This window comes from Streptomyces sp. NPDC019890, assembly GCF_044903445.1.
In the GTDB taxonomy this organism is placed as follows: domain Bacteria; phylum Actinomycetota; class Actinomycetes; order Streptomycetales; family Streptomycetaceae; genus Streptomyces.
Map to the genome: position 1 here is coordinate 1 of NZ_JBJDQK010000013.1, position 17,961 is coordinate 17,961.

14 protein-coding genes are annotated in these 17,961 nt (G+C 68.7%); 2 read left to right on the forward strand and 12 right to left on the reverse strand.

The window, feature by feature from the left end; all coding sequences use genetic code 11:
* Positions 1–770 precede the first annotated feature (770 nt).
* From ACI2LP_RS28645 to ACI2LP_RS28660, 4 genes are all read right to left on the reverse strand, one after another.
* Positions 771–2,078: an ATP-binding protein gene (locus ACI2LP_RS28645; protein ID WP_404727424.1), complete on the reverse strand. Its 1,308-nt coding sequence runs from the start codon at positions 2,076–2,078 to the stop codon at positions 771–773.
* A gap of 384 nt (positions 2,079–2,462) precedes the next feature.
* Complete coding sequence (locus tag ACI2LP_RS28650) at positions 2,463–2,840, reverse strand: aldo/keto reductase (protein ID WP_404727425.1); 378 nt, start codon at positions 2,838–2,840, stop codon at positions 2,463–2,465.
* The gene (locus ACI2LP_RS28655) at positions 2,794–3,831 is read right to left on the reverse strand and encodes an AraC family transcriptional regulator (protein WP_404727426.1); all 1,038 of its coding nucleotides are present in this window, start codon (positions 3,829–3,831) and stop codon (positions 2,794–2,796) included. Before ACI2LP_RS28655 ends, ACI2LP_RS28650 begins: the two co-directional genes overlap by 47 nt.
* A 200-nt stretch (positions 3,832–4,031) precedes the next feature.
* Positions 4,032–4,598 carry a hypothetical protein gene (locus ACI2LP_RS28660; protein ID WP_404727427.1) on the reverse strand — a complete coding sequence of 189 codons (567 nt, stop codon included), beginning with the start codon at positions 4,596–4,598 and terminating at the stop codon, positions 4,032–4,034.
* Between the two features lie 531 nt (positions 4,599–5,129).
* On the opposite strand from ACI2LP_RS28660, the gene ACI2LP_RS28665 reads away from it, so the two are divergent.
* Positions 5,130–6,080 carry a helix-turn-helix domain-containing protein gene (locus tag ACI2LP_RS28665; protein WP_404727555.1) on the forward strand — a complete coding sequence of 317 codons (951 nt, stop codon included), beginning with the start codon at positions 5,130–5,132 and terminating at the stop codon, positions 6,078–6,080.
* A gap of 176 nt (positions 6,081–6,256) precedes the next feature.
* Here the strand turns inward: ACI2LP_RS28665 and ACI2LP_RS28670 are convergent, their stop codons facing one another.
* Both ACI2LP_RS28670 and ACI2LP_RS28675 read right to left on the reverse strand, forming a co-directional pair.
* Entirely contained in the window at positions 6,257–6,913 is a 657-nt protein-coding gene (locus tag ACI2LP_RS28670) for an aldehyde dehydrogenase family protein (protein ID WP_404727428.1), read from the reverse strand.
* Positions 6,914–6,946: 33 nt separating this feature from the next.
* On the reverse strand, positions 6,947–8,473 hold the full coding sequence (locus ACI2LP_RS28675; protein ID WP_404727429.1) for a GMC family oxidoreductase: 1,527 nt from the start codon (positions 8,471–8,473) through the stop codon (positions 6,947–6,949).
* A 616-nt stretch (positions 8,474–9,089) separates the two neighbouring features.
* Between ACI2LP_RS28675 and ACI2LP_RS28680 the strand changes: the two genes are divergently transcribed.
* Positions 9,090–9,716 carry a TetR/AcrR family transcriptional regulator gene (locus ACI2LP_RS28680; RefSeq protein WP_404727430.1) on the forward strand — a complete coding sequence of 209 codons (627 nt, stop codon included), beginning with the start codon at positions 9,090–9,092 and terminating at the stop codon, positions 9,714–9,716.
* Between the two features lie 645 nt (positions 9,717–10,361).
* On the opposite strand, the gene ACI2LP_RS28685 is transcribed toward ACI2LP_RS28680, so the two are convergent.
* The 6 genes from ACI2LP_RS28685 to ACI2LP_RS28710 all read right to left on the reverse strand — a co-directional run bounded on the left by ACI2LP_RS28685 (position 10,362) and on the right by ACI2LP_RS28710 (position 17,258).
* A complete protein-coding gene (locus ACI2LP_RS28685) occupies positions 10,362–11,075 on the reverse strand; it encodes an alpha/beta hydrolase (RefSeq protein ID WP_404727431.1) in 714 nt (237 codons plus the stop codon).
* Between the two features lie 643 nt (positions 11,076–11,718).
* On the reverse strand, positions 11,719–12,465 hold the full coding sequence (locus ACI2LP_RS28690; RefSeq protein WP_404727432.1) for a sulfite exporter TauE/SafE family protein: 747 nt from the start codon (positions 12,463–12,465) through the stop codon (positions 11,719–11,721).
* Entirely contained in the window at positions 12,462–12,851 is a 390-nt protein-coding gene (locus tag ACI2LP_RS28695) for a rhodanese-like domain-containing protein (protein WP_404727433.1), read from the reverse strand. The genes ACI2LP_RS28690 and ACI2LP_RS28695 overlap by 4 nt, the downstream gene beginning before the upstream one ends.
* Before the next feature lie 51 nt (positions 12,852–12,902).
* A complete protein-coding gene (locus ACI2LP_RS28700; protein ID WP_404727556.1) occupies positions 12,903–14,264 on the reverse strand; it encodes a rhodanese-like domain-containing protein in 1,362 nt (453 codons plus the stop codon).
* A 292-nt stretch (positions 14,265–14,556) separates the two neighbouring features.
* Positions 14,557–15,774, reverse strand: coding sequence for a beta-ketoacyl-[acyl-carrier-protein] synthase family protein (locus ACI2LP_RS28705; protein ID WP_404727434.1), 1,218 nt, complete (start codon positions 15,772–15,774; stop codon positions 14,557–14,559).
* A gap of 602 nt (positions 15,775–16,376) precedes the next feature.
* Positions 16,377–17,258 carry a hypothetical protein gene (locus tag ACI2LP_RS28710; protein ID WP_404727435.1) on the reverse strand — a complete coding sequence of 294 codons (882 nt, stop codon included), beginning with the start codon at positions 17,256–17,258 and terminating at the stop codon, positions 16,377–16,379.
* Between the last annotated feature and the right edge of the window lie 703 nt (positions 17,259–17,961).

Sequence of the window (17,961 nt, forward strand, 5' to 3'; positions counted from 1 at the left end):
CCGCCGAGGTCGTCGTCCGTGCTCTGCCCCGTCGGCACGGTGTCGGTATGAGGGGTGCTGCCGGCGCTCCTCACTTTGGCGTCGCTCCCCGTTCTTCTCGACCGTGGCGGACCCGCCCGTGCAGGACCACGGATTGCTTCACGGCCGTGGCCGGTGCGGCGTCATTCGCCCAATAGCCTGTGTTCTGCGTCGTGTTGTTCTGCCTGGCCGTGCCGCGTTTTAACTCGAGCTCGATCGCCCCGGACGAGGACGCGGTGGCCGGGGCCTTCCCGCCTGTGGCAGCATCACTACCAGCGTCGCCGCCGCAGGCAGACAGCAGAAGCGTGCCCGCAGCGGTGAGCGTGACCGCACATGGGTGGAACATGGGGAGCCCCCGGTGGAAGAGAGACGGTTGCTGCCCGGCCTCGAAGCCGGCGCCGACAACCCCTGCTACGGGGCGCATCGGCTGCAGGATTCACCTGCGGCGGCCTGATACACAACCGTGACAACCTCTCCAACGCTCCCCCACCGGCAATCCCTGGACCGTGTCGTCCCCGGCATCGCCGCGGACAAGCTCCAGGGAATGTTCGCCGCGGCCGGCTGGCAAGTCATCACCCTCAAATACGGGCCATCTGCTGCGCGTTCGGTTGAGCGGCTGTACGACCCATGGTTCGCCGCCGACCCCCATGGCCTCGTACACCCGGTTGCGCGCCCACGGTCGACCACACCCGGGAGGTCCAGCAGCGGCTCAAGTACCCAGGACACGTCCTTGATCGCGGGGCGTGGGGTGGTCATCGAGAGTTCCCTTCGCGGCGATGAGGATGGGCGGCGGCGCGGCCGGACGCTGTGCCGGCCTGGAAGGCACTCCAGGTCGCCTTTGTCTCCTCGGGCGTCGGCGGCGCCTGCTCGGCCACGGCAGAGCGGGCCGTGTGAGCGGGCTGGGGTTGGCGACGACGGCGCTGCGGCAAGGCGTCGGGCGTTGCGGTGCTGCTCTCGACGGCCGAGGGTGGTGAAGTGTGACGGGGTAGCGGTGCCATCACGGACATGGGCTCGGTCTGCTCGTCCAGGCGCGTGAGCAGATGGCCCGGTATGAATACGACCGCGCGAACGCCGCCGCACGGCGCAGGTTTGTCGACGGACACGGCAAAGCCGTACTGCCGCACCAGGCGGCCGATCGTGGCGAACCCGGCGCGCGGGGGGTCGCCGAGCTCGACCAACTGGACCGAATGCTGGCCGGACAGCAGCCGGGTGGCGAACTCCACCTCGTCCTGGTGCATCCCCACGCCGGCGTCATTGATGACTATGCAGGCACCGGACTCGGCCTGGTGGAGGCTGACGTCGACGGACAGCGTGCCGTGCGAGTGGTGCACCGCATTGGCGAGCAACTCGGCGACGGCGATGGCGATCGGCTCCACCGCCCGCGCCACCACTGCCACTGGCGCGTCCAGCTGGCTGGTGACCTGGATGCGGTGACAGCCGCGGACCCGGGACTTGGCGCCGACGACGACATCGCCGAGGTCCGTGTCGCTGCGGCTCAGCCCCGGCCAAGCCCCGCACAGCACACTCGTGGCCTGGATACGCCGCAGGTTCTGCTCGTTGAGCTGATCCAGCTCGAGGAGATCCCTGGCTGTCTCGGGGCCTTCGTAGCGGTGTTGCATCGTGTCGATCTTGGACTGCAGCTGGTAGCTCTGCGCCTGGATGACGGTCGTCGCCCTCCGCATCACTGCCTGAGCGGCGTCGTCCACGCGATGACGCTCGGCCGCCACAGCCTGAGCCACCTGCTCCAGGGCCGCCGTGTGGGCCTGCTCGACCTCGGTACCGGCGAATGCAAGGTCCGCGAGCTCGGGAACCGGGACATGCTGGTTGCTGAGGTGGGCGACCAAGGCCGGCAGCCGAGTGAAGAGCAGGTGCTGAGTCTCCTCCTTGAGCGCCTCACACCGGGCGCCGATCCGAGCCGTCTCTTGGACGGCTGCGTCGCGCTCAACCCGCAGTCTGGTGAGCAGACGGCGGGTGCTGAGCAGAAACGAGGCCGCGACAAAGACAGCGGTCAATGCAGCCGTGGCCGCGACCTCGGGCAGCGCCGCCGGTACCAGGGTCATCAAGGATCCTCGGATGGTGGTTGAACGGTTGAATGCGAGGGGCGCGGTGAGCAGTTGCCGGCTCCGGAGGCGTGGCCCGGGCCGCATGTGGTGATCGCTGACGGCTGGAACGGCCGTGGGTCGGTGTACGGGTATGACACCCCGTGAAACGTCTCTCGGTTCGGTGTCTGCGTCGGGACGCCGGGGACGTCTCGCATGCTCCTGACCGGCGATTGACGCACCATTGCTTTCTGATACTCAGTCAGTTAAGCCGTGCCGTCCCGGCTCCGGCAGGCACGGCCACCTCGCGTCGCCCGGCCACGACCGTGCTCGCAGCGCGAACGATGGGTGCTCAACCGGGGTGCGGCCGGCTGCCGATGTGTCCCGGTCGCGGTCGGCGTCGGGTCAGGAGTGCAGCGGCAGGCGGTCGGCGGGCGCGCCCTGACCCCAGTCGGGGTAGGGGACCGGGAGGGCGCCGGCCGCGTCCAGGTCTGCCAGGTCCTCGTCGGTGAGTACGAGGTCGACGGCGGCCAGGTTTTCGGTGAGCTGGTCGGGGCGCTTCGCGCCGACGATCACGCTCGTGATCCCGGGTCGGGCCAGTACCCAGGCGAGGGCGACGCGGGCCACCTGCATGTTCCGCCTTCCGATGATCCGTGCTCTGGTCGTGGACGGCGCTGCGGCCGTCCGCACGGCTGCCTGCCACGCTACGGGCGGCCGGCCGGCGGGCAGACCATGATCAAACGTCCGGAGAACCTGCGCGCTCGTCCAAGGCGGCCGGAACACGGAAGGGAACCGCTGGCCAGTCGTCCAGCCTCGCGATCACTGCTGCGGGCGGAGCGCTGCGGTACTGCGCCGGCGAGAGGCCAGTGATCCGTTTGAACGCGGTGCTGAACGCACTCTCCGACGAGTACCCCCACTCGCAGGCCACGGAGGCCACGGTCCGCTCGCCGTGGCGCAACTCCCGACCGGCGGCAAGAATCCGCCAGCGCTGGAGGTAGACGAGCGGCGGGAGCCCGACGAGTTCCTTGAAGCGGGCGGCGAAGCTTGCCCTGGACATGCCCGCCTGAGCACCTAGCGTCGCGACGGTCCATGGACGACCTGCCTCTTGGTGCATCAGCAGCAGCGCACGGCCGATACGCGAATCGCCGAGGGCGCCGAGCCAGCCCGGCAGGGCCGTCCCGTCCGTTGCATCCGCTCCCGCCACGACGGCCCGCAGCGCCTGTATGAACAGGATCTCGGTGAGCCGCTCCGACATCACGGAAGTGCCCAGGCGCACAGCGCTCACCTCGTCGAGGAACATCCCGAGCAGCGGCTGGATCGCCTTCGCCTGGGCAGTTCCGGCACGAATGGCGACCATGGGTGGCAGGCCACCGAGCAGCAGGGCGACGGTGGCGTCGAGGAAGTCGACGCTGCCGCCGACGATGAGGGTCCGCTCTTGGTCGGCAGTGCCGCGCGTCTCCCCGAGCCGCACGATGCGGCTGTCGGATCGCTTGTAGAGCTCCTCCGCGCTGCGGTACGGCGTGTCCAGGTCCCCGGAGACTGTGAACGACTCACGCACCGCCAGCAGGAAGCAGTCGCCGGCCTCGAAGCGCACCGGCTCGGCTCCGTCGGCGCCGAGCCAGCAGGAGCCGTCAAGCACGGCCCCGATCTTGATGTGCTCGTGGACGCCGAAGCGAAGTGCCCAACTCCCCCACGCCTCCAGGCCGGACAGCGATCCCGTCCGGACGTTCAACGAGGCGAGGACATCGGACAGCGGATCAGCCGGTGAGTTCATGTCATTTACGCTAGCGGATCGGTTGCCCATGTCCGCCGACCAGTGCAGCCGCCAGCGGGCGTCCGGTAGTGCCGTCGGAGCCTGCGACAGTGCAGGTCGGCACATGCGGCCGCGCATTCTCGGCACATGCTGGCTCTGCCGGAGAGGCGTACTCCGCGCGGATCACGCGGGGTACGCCACCTCAGCCGGGCGGATCGGTGTCAGGGACGTCGATGACGCAGGAGGATCACCGCGAACCGGACATCGTCGCCCGGCCCCGCGACGGAGCGCCGGCCTGCTGAACACGGACGGCGATTGCCTGCACGCACCGAGTGCCAGTGCCCTCGTTCGCCGCCGTGACGAACTTGCTGTTGCTGGCCAGGAGGCTGATGGCCGCGGGGGTCTCGGTGATCTGCAGCAGGTTCGTCAGGTGCTGGTTGGGGACGAAACCGGACTGCAGGGAGCTGGCCCCGGCGACGTTCTCCGGCTGGAAGCCCCTGGGCAGGGATGCGAGGGTGCCCGAGCCAGTTGCAGGCGGAGGGATGGCCGACGTGGGTGGAGCGGTCGGTATTGCCGGTGACCGTCCAGTCCCTCACGCCACTGACCACGAATCCGTAGCCCATGTGAGTGCCCGTCAGGGTGTTGCCCGTCACGGTGGCGCCGTAGTTGACGTTGGACGATCCGCATCCCCACGGCATCGGCCCCATCGCCACGGCGATCTTGATGAAGGAGCCAGCCGCATCGATGGTGTTGCCCGACACCGTGGTCCCGGTGTAGTTGCCGTTCATCGGCGAGGGTTCCCCCCTCTGCGTTGCGCAGGCGGGTCTCGGTGGCAGGGAGTCAGGGCTGTGGCGGGGCGGCGGGGGATGTCACGGTTGTGTTTCGGGTGGTTGGGAGAGAACCGTGCCGGGACCGGCCTCGTAGCGGGGGTTGTCGGCTTCACCTTCGAGGCCGCAGCAACCTGCCTCTTTTCTACCGAGGGCTTCCGATGTTCCACCAACGTGCCGCCAGGTTCGCCGTGTTCGCTGCCACGGGCGTGCTTGTGCTGTCCGCTTGCGGCGGCGAAGCCGGAAGTGATGCCGCCCCCGGCGAGAAGGCTGCGGCTGCCGCGTCCTCGTCCGGAGCGATCGAGCTGGCGTTCAAGTGCGGCACAGCCCACAGTCTCCGGGGCGGGCGGGCAAATCCCCCTTGCACCGCCCGCCCCGGGCTACACACAAGCTGAAGGAGGCGTGTGCTCCGGCACCGCGGTGGAGAACCCGGGACGCCCGGCACATTGAGGCTGGCGCGGACGCCGGCCTCTCCGGCGAAGGAGGCAGCCCATCACCACCGTCCCCAACGTCCCTGAACAGTCCGAGCGATTCGAGCAGGTCGCCTCCGACTCGTTCGCCCCGCTGCGCATCCGCCCCCACAAGAGGCCCGACGCCACCAGCTCGGCCGGCACTCTGCGGAGTGCGAAGCCGGGCGAGGTGCTGGTCACCAGGATCACCGGAGGCCCGTGCACGGTGCTGCGCACCCGCTCCCTCATCAGTTCCGGAGACCAGGAGCTGGTGAAGGTCACGCTGTACAGCCGCGGGCGCGCGGGCGTCGAGCAGGACGGTCGCCAGTGCCTGCCGGGCGCGGGCGACCTTGTCGTCTACGAGACCACGCGGCCGTACGAACTGCGCTTCTGGGACCCGTTCGACATCGTCGTGCTCGGCATCCCGCGCACGTTGTTGGGCCCCCACAGCAATCGGCTCGCTGCTCGTACGGCGTCGCCGGTGCCGACCGGCAGCGGCGGCGGACGGCTGGCGGCCACGCTGCTGCGCGACGCTGCAAGCGATCTGGACGCGTGCACCGGCAGTGGAGGTGTGCACCTGGCCGAGGCGCTGGTCTCCCTAGTGCTGTCGGCTTTGGCGGAGCAGCCGGTCGCGGCCTGCCCCGCCGATCACCTCGCCGAGCGCATCCTCTCCCACTGCCTGAGCCACCTGTCCGATCCCCGCCTCTCCCCGGAGTCGGTGGCACGCGCCCACCACGTCTCGGTGCGCTACCTGCACAAGGTCGTGCAGCAGCGTGGCGTGACACTGGCCTCCTGGATCCGAAGCCGTCGGCTCGAACGGATCCGCCGCGACCTGGCCGATCCAGCCCTGGCCGACCGCAGCGTGTCCGTTGTCGCCGCGGGCTGGGGCCTCCTGGACGCCACGCATCTCAGCCGCTCCCTCCGCGCCGAGTTCGGGCAGAGCGCGGCAGAGATCCGTAAGGAGGCAGGTACGGGCGAACGTCCAGGAGGCTGACAGTCCTGGACGCCGTGAGGGTGGGCAGGTGCCTCGCTGAGTGGGACAGCGGCGGGAGCGCGCAACCGCGAACACAGCGACGGTGTGAGCACCTTCGCCGACTCACGCGGCTACCCCTTCGCACACGCCGGTCCCGCCCTCACGAGTGGAGGCCGGGACCGACCGCGCTGTAAGGGTCAGGCCAGGCTGGTCCAGACGCTCTTGACCTCCGTATACGCTTCGATGGCCTCCCATCCCATCTCGCGGCCGAGGCCGGAGGACTTCATGCCGCCCCAGGCCGCCGCGGCGTCCAGGCCCTGCATCATGTTGATCCACACCGTGCCGGTCTTGACGTGCCGGGCCAGCCGGTTGCCGGTGCCAATGTCCCGGGACCAGATGGCCGCGGCGAGTCCGTACTCGGAGTCGTTGGCGAGGGCGACCAGTTCCTCCGGATCGTCGTCGGGCATCACGGCCAGCACCGGACCGAAGATCTCCTCGCGGGCTATCCACATGTCCTGCCTTTCGCCCGCGAAGACGGTCGGCTCGTAGAAGAACCCCTTGGCCAGGTCGCCCTCAGGACGGTTACCACCGGTGAGTAGTTCAGCGCCCTCGTAGTTGCCGAGAGCAACGTAGCGGGCAGTCTGCGCGATCTGCTCGCCGCGGGCCGCGGGCAGCAGCCCGCCCCACTCGGGGGAGGTGAATGCACGGGCGGCGGCCCGTACGGCGGCGTCGACGTCCGCCTCGGTGGCCTCGGGAAGTTCGGCGAGAACCTCGCCGGTGGCGGGGTTGACGGTGGTGAAGGTAGTGCCGCTACCAGCGGTCCACTCGCCGCCGATGAGCATGTCGCTACGCATGGCTGGTTCTCCTGTTGTGCGGGTGGTGCGGTGTCAGGAAGCGGCGAGAATGAGGTCGGAGGCCTTCTCGCCGACCATGATCGAAGGGGCGTTGGTGTTGCCGGAGGGCACCGACGGCATGATCGAGGCGTCCGCGACGCGCAGCCCTTCGACGCCGTACACCCGCAGCTCGGGGTCGACGACGGCGAGCGAGTCCTGTCCCATCCGGCAGGTGCCGACCTGGTGGTGGTACGTGCCGACGGCCCGGCGAACGTAGGCGCGCAGGTCGTCGCGAGTACGTGCCTCGGGCCCCGGCGCCACCTCGGCCTGGCGCCAGGCATCGAAAGCGGCCTGTCCGCCGATCTCACGGCAGAGCTCCACCGCGTCGACCAACGCTTCGAGGTCGTGCCGCTCGGAGAGTACGTTCGGATCGAGCAGTGGCGCCTTCCGCGGATCGGCCGACGCAAGCCGCAGTGTGCCGCGCGAGAGCGGTCGTACGATGCCGGGGGCGATGGTGTAGCCGTGCTCCGGCACCGGATAGGACTCCGCCGGGTAGACCATGTGCAGGAAGAGCGGCTGCAGATCGGGGCCCGGGCGGCGGGCGTCGGTGGAGGCGAACAGCTGGCTCTCCAGCAGGTTGGCCCTGCCGGGCGGCAGCGGCCGGGATGCCTCGTACACGTTGCTGACCAGCAGGTGGTCGTGCAGGTTCTCGCCAACGCCCGGCAGGTCCACGGTCACTTCGACGCCGACCTCGCGCAGGTGCTGCGCGGGGCCGATGCCGGAGAGCAGCAGCGTCTGCGCCGAGCCGATGACGCCGCCGCTGAGCACGACCTCGGCGGAGGCGTACGCCCGGTGCACGGCGCCGTCGGCTGCGTACTCGACGCCGACGGCCCGGCCGCCCTCCATCAGCACCCGGTGCACATGGGCTCCCGTCGTGACGGTCAGCGCCGGGTTGCCGAGCACCGGGGCGACGAAGCTCTGCCAGGCGCTCATCCGTCGGCCCTCGCGGATCGTGGCGTGGTTGAAGCCGACGCCGGTCATCCGCTCGCCGTTGAAGTCGTCGATGTGCTCGTGTCCGAGCGCAAGGGCGGCCTCCACGAACGCGGCGGCGGTGGGATGCGGCTCGACAATCCGGCCGACCGGCAGCGGTCCGCCCTTGCCGTGCCAGGCGCTCTCGCCGTCGACGTGGTCCTCGGACCGTTTGAACAGCGGCAGAACGCTGTCCCAGTCCCAGCCGGGACAGCCCGCGTAGGCCCAGGCGTCGTAGTCGCTGCGGTGACCGCGGACGTAGATCATGCCATTCAGCGAACTGGAGCCGCCCAGGACCTTGCCACGAGGCCAGTACAACGACCGGTTGTTCGCATGCCGCTGAGGCACTGTCATGAGCGCCCAGTCCAGGGGAGACTGGAGAAGCAGTGGCCAGCCCTGCGGGCTGTGCACGCGCTCGTCGTCGTCCGCCGATCCGGCCTCCACAACATGGACCGAATGCCCGGCGTCCAGCAGCCGCCGAGCGATCACACTGCCCGCCGATCCGGCGCCCACCACGAGATAGTCGTGCTCGAAACCTGTTCGCTGTGACATCGCCTTACGCTCCTCACTCCGCTGTCGCTTTGGCGGAAAGCTATGTCGGCGCGGTCAACAGGGCTCTCCGCCGGGCGCACGGGCAGTCGCCATCGAGCGCACAGCGAGGGACGAGACCTATGGCATGCACGTCCTGGGCGTCATCGACCATGCGAACGCTCCGTGGACCGCTGGACCCCTTCATCACTCCGCGCCCAGTGGTGCGTTGACCAGCACCGTTGGGATACCGCACCGCTCGAACGTGCCGACAGCCGGCGACGCGCCCCTGAGTGGGTGCACGGAGCTGCACCAACGGGTTGGTCAGACCGGCCGTCCCCAATACGGCACCTGCGGCACTCGGATGTGCTGCCGCACCCGTACGCGGTATGCGGCGCATCCAGTGACGCCCCTACCTCATCGACGGATGCCCCGCCGGAACCGGCCTCTCACTTGCCCGACAATCCAACGGAAGGGGCAGTGGCAGGTCGGCTGACTCCAGCCATCCGGGAGCCACGGTCGGCGACTACGGCACCTCTCGGGCCGGGCCAACGCCCGACACCGGTTCCTGCCCGTTCGGAGGCGGACCTCGAACCCGGGGTCAGCAAAACCTGTGTCGCGACGCTCGTAGGATGGATGTATGGCATCAACCACCCGACGGCCCTCCAATGCCGCTGACCGGCGCGCCGCAGTGGAGAGGCGGATTCTCGCCGCGATCGGAGAATTGCTGCGCGAGGGCAAGACCTACACCGAACTGGGCGTGGAGCAGATCGCGGCTGCCGGAGGCATCTCCCGCTCGGGGTTCTACCTGTACTTCCGCGACAAGGTGGATGTGCTCCTGCGGTTGAGTGCTTTCCTGAAGGCAGACAGTTTCGAGATTACACAAGGCTGGCAGCCCTGCGGCCCCGGGGGCGGGCTTGACGGGCTTGCCCACACGTATGAGCAGCTGTTCAGGCACTACCGCAAGCATGCGGCCCTCCTGGCAGCGATCAACGAGGTGGCTGCATACGACCCTTCTGTACGTGAGTCGTGGACATCGACTCAAGACCAGTTCATCGACAACACCATGAAGCTGCTGACCCAGGAACAGCTGTCCGGTCGCACACCAGCTGATATCGATCCGCTGTGCGCCGCCACAGTGATGGTGCGAGGCGGCGCACAGGTCATCGCCCAGCAGGTGGCGACAAGCGATGGCCATGACGATGCCTTGGTCGCCCGCGAGATGGCGTGCGGCTACTGGTATGGACTCTTCCGGCGTCCCGAGTAGCGCCCCGGTTACGCAGGAGAACGACTGGACCAGCGGCGCCAGTGCGGACACCGGGACCAGAGCGCTCGACACCCGGGTGCCATCGGAACCGGGTTCGACCACGGCGCACGCCGTCAGCTTCTCGGGGATCTTCGTCAGGCTCGGCGGCGATGCCGGCAGGTCGTCCGGCCGGGGCCGGGCCCGCGGCCTTTGCACTGCCCGGTGCCAGATGCTGCCCGAGCACGTCCGAACCGAGGACCGGCACCTGGGGTGCCTGCCCGTCGTGCGCCGCCTCGCGGGTCCTCGGGTCGCCCAGCAGCAATGCCGCGGCCGTGTCGGTGAGAGGCTCAAGGCCCTTGCGCCCCAGCACATACCAGGATCGTGAGCCGCCCAGCACCTGAACCTGAAAGAGCTAGCACCCGCGCGGCAGGGGAGCCGCCGGGCCAGACCAGAGTCAGCAGGCCGATCGCCACGGTGAACCCCGTCAACCCGCGCGGAAGCATCCGACTGCTGTACGGACCCCAGCTGTGCAGGCGGTCGCGCCGGGCTTCCTGGTCCACCTCGTTCACGTGGACCGATTCATTGTGTCCCGTGCCGGGTGGCGGCCCGGCCGGGAGGCGTACCCCGTGGGGCCGGCTGTCCAGGGTCTTCGATGGTGAATCGAAGTCAGCCGGTTTCTCCGAGGGCGATGTCCGCAAGAAGGGCAGCAAGTTCTGCGGGCATCGACAGGAACGGCGAGTGACTGCTTTTCAGCCGGTGAATGGCATTTGCCCGGGCAGCGAATTTCTCCTGCATCTGGGGCGGCAGAGCCTGGTCCTGCTCACAGATGATGTACGTGCAGGGCGTCGTTCGCCACCCCGCCTTTGTCACCCGGTCGCTCATCGATCTCACACTTTGCGGCACGAGCTGCCGGACCGCTCGAACGGTCTCCTCCTCGGACACATCGGCGTAGAGCTCCGTATCACTTTTTTCCAAAGGCGGGTAGACGCCCTTCGGATCCTCCGGCTCGGGAGCGCCATGGGCCGCATAGAGGCTCTCTCCTACGTCCAGCTGATATGCCGCCAGGTAGACGGCATGCGAGACGTTCGGGGCGTCAGCAATGACTTGAGTCACCGGAATGCCACCGTAGGAGTGAGCGACGACGACCACGGGACCCTCAATGCTTTCAAGGGTCTCCCGGACGACCCGCGCGTCGTCATGAATGCCGGGGAGCGGTTCGGTGGTCGGGGCTTCCGGCCTCACAGCACTGGGCAGTTCAACCGTTCGGGTCGCCCAACCCTCGGCCTCGAGCACGGACTCCAGCTTCTCCCAGCACCAGGGGCCGTGCCATGCCCCGTGCACCAGCAGCAGAGTGGGACGGGATGCTTCGGCGGAAACCAAGTCGAATCTCCTAGCTGTTCCAGAAAACCAATGACTTCAGAGAGCTGCGAATCACCAAAGAAGCCGCAGCGCGGCCTGCTCGGACAAGCAGCACAGACACACACCCCATCGACGAAGCGAGCGTCGTAGGTGCTGTACGTGACAAGCGGCACGCCGGGCGCCGGCTCGCTGGCTGTGTGTCAGACAGCCGGCGTCAGCGTCGCGTTCCTCCCCCGTGGCAGCCTTCCCCCGGATCCGCGTCGTGGATGCGCATCCGGCAGCCGGACGGGGGACCGGCTGCCGGATGAAGCACCTACCGGGGGCTGCCCGATACCCGAGCAACCTCGATAGCTCAAAGGCTAGTTTGAATTGGACGCCATGTCCAACGACCCATCCAACTCGGTCGTGCATCGGCGAGGGCCCGCCCATTCACTGAGGGCGGTGTTTGACCCTGCTCGCGTCACGGCGGTGGACCTGGCGCCGGATGCATGGTCGAACGCGCCCGGAAGTGGGCCAGGCAGTGCGGGCACGCCGTCCACATGGGCCTCGCCCGACATCGCGAGCACGGCGTAAGGCAGGTCCTGAAGAAGGCCGACGTCAGATCAGTGGTCATGCGCCGACTAGCCCAGGAGGATGTATGCGGCCGAGAGCGGAGCGGAGGCAGTCAGACCACCGCGTCGATGAACATGAAAGCGGCCACTGCCAGCAACGCCAGGGCGAAGACCTGTTGCAGTGTCCTCCCCTGCGCCTTCGACGCCAGGCGCCTGCCGTCCCACGCCCCCAGGACCGCGGCGCCGGCGAAGGAGGCGACGACCGACCAGTCGAGTCGGTCCACCGTACCGCCGCGCAGTCCCAGCGCCGCCAGCGAGTTGACGGTGATGACCAGCAGGCTGGTACCCACCGCCTCGCGCATGCGGAGGCCGAGTACGCCCACGAGAGCTGGTACGGCGAGGAAGCCACCGCCGACTCCGAGGACACCGGTCACCGCGCCCAGTCCGGCGCCGGCCGCTGCCGCGTTCCCGGGCCTGATCGCCCGGATGGCGTCGTTCTCTCCCTTGGATCGCAGCATGCGTACCGCCGCGACTGCCGCGACAATCGCGAAGGCCGCCGGCAGGGCGCCCGCAGGGAGGCTGGCAGCGAGCACGGCGCCCAGCATCGCCGGGCCGACCCCGGCCGCGGCGAAGAGCAGTCCCATGCTCCAGCGAACATGTCCGTCACGGGCGTGCGCGGTCAGGGCGGTTGCCGAGGTGAGGACCACGATGACCAGTCCGCCGGTGGTGGCTGCTACGGGGGTGAAGCCGAGCAGGTAGATCAGGGCGGGTACGGCCAGGACACTGCCACCGCCGCCTAGTGCGCCGAGGGCCAGCCCGATCACCGCGCCGGCCGCGACGGCGAGGATCAGGGCGCTCACGCGACCGTACCGCGCAGGCCCTGGGAGTCCACCACGGGCAGCCCGGCCTCCGCCCACTCGCGCATTCCGCCGATCACGTCCACGACATCGACGCCGCCCGCTGTCAGCAGTGCGGCGGCCTGCCGGGACCGGTTGCCCGAGCGGCAGATGACGACCAGTCGTTGCCCTCGGTCCTCTGGAGGCAGCGGCGCGCCATCGAGGAGTTCGGTGAGGGAACGGTGTACGGCTCCGGGCGCGTGCCCCGCGCTCCATTCGTCGAGTTCCCGGACGTCCAGCAGGACGGACGCGTCGACGCGGCGGGCAGCTTCGTCCTCACGGCCGTGGCCGGTGCGTTCGGCCGCTTCCTCTACGGTGATCCGGTCTGTGCCGGAACCGGATGTCTTCATGGGCGGTCCAAGCATCTTGTGCAGTGGTGGGTTGATCCGGCCTGGGTGGGTTCAGGCGGTACGGAGGGTGAGTCCGGCCGAGTCGGCGGCGGCGAAGGAGTCGTCCACCGCGACGACATCACGGCCTGCCGCGTCCAGCAGTGAAGCGGCGATGGCGGCGCGCATACCGCCCCCGCAGTGCACCCACACCTCACCGGGTGGCACCTCGGCGAGTCGCCGGTGCAAGGTGTGCAGCGGAATATGGACCGAGCCCTCGATGAACCCGGCGGCCCGCTCGGAGACGCGCCGGACGTCCAGCACGACCACGTCTTCCGCCGGGTGTCGTCCGGCCAGGTCTGCGAAGCCGGCGCGGCGGAAGGTGGTCAGGGCTGCGCCCTCGGACGTCCAGGCATATGGTCCACCGTTGGCCGCGGCGGCCGGGCGGTCGATGCCGACCCGCACCAACTCGCGCTGTGCGTAGGCCAGTTGTTCGGTCGATTCGGCGAGCAGTGTCACCGGTTTGCCCCAGGGGATCAACCAGGCCAGGTAGGTCGCGAGTTGGCCGTCGGCTTCGAAGTTGTAGGTGCCGGCGACATGCCCTTCGGCGAACGCGATCCGGTTGCGCAGGTCGACCACCCACTCCCCGGCGGCCAGTCGTGCCGCGATCTCCTCGGCGTCGGCGACCGCCGGCGCGGTGAGGTCGACCGGAGAGGGGCCGGCGGAGTTGGCGGGTCCCATGTGTGCGTAGTACGCGGGGATGTCGTCAAGCCCCGCACGTATGCGGGTGACGAAGGTGTCGACCTCCTGGGTGAGGGCTTCGTTCGACGCCTTCTCCTTCCCGATGGTGGTCTCGTCCCCCTCGGCATGGCCGGCGGAGCAGAAGCTGCCGAATCCGTGCGTGGGCAACACGGTGGCGGCGTCGGGCAGTTCCGCGGCGAGGCGGCGCGCGGACGCGTGCTGGGCCCGGGCGAGGCTCTCGCTCAGACGCGGCTCGACCAGGTCGGGGCGGCCGACCGTGCCGATCAGCAGCGAGCCTCCCGTGAACACCGCGACCACCGTCGCATGCTCCTCGAGGACGTAGGCGGTGTGGTGCGGGGTGTGACCGGGTGTCGCCAGCGCCCGCAGGGCGAGACCCGCGTCGATGGCCGTGCGGTCACCGTCGTGCACGGGTATGCGCTCGAAGGACACTGTGGCGTCGGCCGGTACGAGATACGCGGCACCCGTGAGACGGGCGAGTCCCAGGCCGCCGGTGACGTAGTCGTTGTGAATGTGGGTCTCCACAACGTGTGAGATCCGCACCCTCCTGCGCGCCGCGGCTTCCAGCACCCGGTCGACGTCACGCGGCGGGTCGACGGCCACAGCCGTGCGCTCGCCGCCCGCCAGATAGCTGCGGTTGCCGAGCCCGGCCACCTCGATCGTGTCGACGAAGAACAATTCAGGCACTCCCTCAAAATGAGTCATTTGGCCTGCTGAAGGCCACCGAACCCGCTTACCGCACCGCGTCGAGCCGCCGTACGCTGCGACGCGGGCGGGTGAACCGGCCCAGACGCCTGCGCCGTCGCCCCCATGGGAACGGCGGCGGCCAGTGCCGCCCGCGGCCGAGGCGAGTATCACGCGGCGGGACACAGGCGCCGGTCCCCGACATCAACGTCTTGCTTCCTCTCTGATGCGGTTCGGCTCGCCGTCCACAGCGCTCCCAAAGGGGAGTTGATGGTTCCCCACCGGTTCAGGCTTTGCGGAAGGCGAGGGCTACGTTGTGGCCGCCGAAGCCGAATGAGTTGCTGACGGCAGCGCTGATGGTCGTCCTGCGCGGCTCCGCCCGTGTGACGTCGATGGCGAGGTTGTCGTCGGGGTCGTCGAGGGTGGGAGTGGGCGGGGCGACGTCGTGATGGACGGCCAACACGGTTGCAAGGGCCTCAAGAGCTCCGGAGGCGCCAATGAGGTGACCGGTCATGGACTTGGTCGCTGAAACGACCGGTGCGCTCCCGAACACGGAGGCGATGGCCTGTGCTTCGAGAGCGTCACCGACCGGGGTTGAGGTGGCGTGGGCGTTCACATGGCTGATGTCGCCCGGGTCCAGGTCGCCGTCGAGGAGAGCCCCGCGAATGGCCCGGACCTGTCCGGTCACGGTCGGATCGGGAGCAACCATGTCATGGGCGTCGGAGGTCATGTGGGCCCCTGCGAGGGTGACGTAGGGGCGGCGGGCTCGGGCGGCGGCGCTCGATGCGCGTTCCAGGATGAGGACGGCTGAGCCCTCGCTGAGCACGAAGCCGTCGCGATTCTTGTCGAAGGGGCGGGATGCCCGGTGCGGTTCGTCATTGACCGACATGGCTCGGGCTTGGGAGAAGCCCGCAATGGTAAGTGGCAGGACGCAGGCTTCAGTTCCGCCGGCGATGACTATGTCGGCCCGGTCCAGGCGAATAAGGTCCAGTGCGTGGGCGATGGCTTCGGCACCGGAAGCACAGGCGCTCACTGGAGTGGTGACGCCGCCCCGGGCACCAAGATCGATGCTCACTGCAGCCGCGGAACCGTTGGGCATGTTCATTTGAATCAGCCGCGGGGACACGCGCCGGTGCCCGTGCGCGTCCAGGGTTGAGTGGTTGTCCAGCAGCGTGGTTACGCCACCGATGCCGGTGCCCATGACGACGGCCACCCGATCCGGGTCGGCATCGCTGATGTCCAGGCCGGCGTCTCGCCATGCTTCGCGGGCCGCTACCACTGCGGCTTGTGATGCCCGGTCGAGCCGGCGGGCCTCCACCGGATTCATCGAGGTGGCCGGGTCAACCGCCATACGTCCCGCCACACGGACGGGCAGCGGGCGGAACCGTTCTTCCTGTAGCCGGGTGATACCCGATTGACCGGCCAGCAGCCCAGCCCACGTGGCCTTGGCATCACCTCCCAGCGGAGTAGTCGCACCTAGTCCGGTGATGACAGCTTCAATCACGCTTCATCGCTTCCCAGCCAATTCGGCCATAGCATTCAAGAGATCTGATCGGTCGGCGTGAACACTGCCGTGTCTGTGCTCTCAGCCCGGAGACGATCCTCAGGCACTGCCCCCGCCTGCATTACGTGGTCGCTGGTGAACCGGTTCAGGGCGCTCGGTACTGATCAGCTCCACCAGATACGTCGCATTTGCGAGGCCGGCCACTCGTCAGCCGACTACCGTTGCCCGACTGTCCAAGAAGGCAAGCCTGGTCGACATCGCGCGCCGGATTCCGCCGGCGGGAGTCCAGCTTGCAGCCACTAAGCCTGTGAACGCATGGAGACCTGAGCAAGTCGGCCCTCTGCTGCTCACGGCAGAGGGCCAACAACTGGCGCTCCGGCTGCAGGTGACCCACCTCTAAGGGCACCGGCGGAGCTTCTGCTTTCCAGCTTCCGGCCAGCGACGTCGCGGGCTCCGCGGTCGGGAGCACCCAGCGTGATCAGAGTGGGACAGGAGCCAAAGGCGCGACAGCTTCGCTCCGGGGCATGGGTGACCCGCCGCCTGTGGCGTCGCCCGCCCCGAGGAGTCGGGAGCAGGAGCCGCCACGTCCGGCGCCGGGCATTTCAGCCGAGGAAGCGAACGGACCTCACCGTGCCGAATCCGATGGCAGAGAGATCCTGGACATTCCCATTGACGACCTGCGCCTTGCCGGTGCAGTCGGCTGCGTCCCAGATCTTGACGGCGCCGGCTGCCTGGAGCGAGCCGGAGAAGCGGACGTTCTTGCAGCCGGGACCTGCCACCCCCTGGGAGGGGTCGGCGAAGTTCGGACCTTGGAAGAAGGTGGCGCTGCTCGCGGGCGAGGCGTTGGGATCGGCACCAGCACCAGCACCAGCACCGGACTGACCGCCGTCGGCCTTCTCGCCGTCCGGCTTGACGCCGAACCAAGTGCCGCCCACGCCCTGGCCGTTGGTGTCCCCGGCCTTCGTGTCCTTGTTGAAGAGGTAAACGGGCCAGCCGCCGATGGTGACCTGGAAGGCGCCGTCACGCTGGATGAAGCCAATCGACGATTTGTCGATCCCGTCGAGGAAAACCTTCCCGCCGCGCGCGACCAGATACGGCGGCCAGGTGGTTGCGCACTCCCCGCTGCAGTTGGACTTCGACGGGTCTGCGGTGTCCTTGTCGAACCGGTACAGCGTGAAGCCGGCACCATTGACTACGACCGGGTCCAGTTGTCCAGCGCGGCCGGCCGACAGCTGTACCCACTTGCGGGCCACCGGCTTCTTCGCCGCCACAGCGGGTGCCGCGTCGGGCGCCAAGTCACCGGTCTGCGCGGGCGCATTGTTCTGCTTTGCTGTGCCGTTCTGGAAGGACAGCTCGCCGGCCCCGGATGCGGTTGACGATGCGGATGCGGCCGCGTCCTTGGTGTCACTTCCGCCGCAGGCGGACAGCAGAAGAACGCCCACCGCCGCGAAAGAGGCGAGCCCTGCGGCTCGTGTACGGAACATCGAGAAATACCCCCGAATGCTGCTGGTCTTTCCGCTCCGGACGTTCCGAAGCGATCAGCCCCTGCTACGGACCCGGTTCTTAAGGGGTTCTCAGCACCTGACTCCGAGACACAACCGTGACCAGTTCTCAGCCATTGGACCTTCTTTCTCGGTTGCCGAGAACCCATCAGATTCGCGCCGCACAATTCCGCCGTCGGCTGCCTGGTAGAGCTCCTCGGCGCTGCGGTACGGCGTTCCTCTGTCACTGGAGACGGTGAAGGACTCGCGCGCAGCGAGGAGGAAGCGGTCGTCGGCCTAAAGGCGTACCGGCTCGGCGTTGTCGAGGTCGGGCCGCTTCGGGAGAACCTCGCCGGGACCGGCTCCGTAGAAGGGGTTGTCGGCTCCGCTTCGGAGGCCGCGCAGCACTCTGAGTCGGCCCTGTGGAGTTCGAGCGCAGGACGGCCAGGCAGAACAACGCGCAGAAGAGAGCAGGCGATCGGGCGGGCCATCTGGCCGCCGACTTCGATCGCGATCACTGATCTCCGGGGCGGGTGGGCCTGTTCCCCCGTTTGGTTCCGCCCGCCCCGGGCTCCGCACGAGTTGAAGGATGCCCTTGACCCGCCGCACACGCGTCGCTGCTTGCGTCACTGCGCTGCTGCTCGTCCTGGCGGGCGTCGCCGGTTGCGATTCCCCAGGACGCCTGTCGGCCTTTTCCAACCCTGTC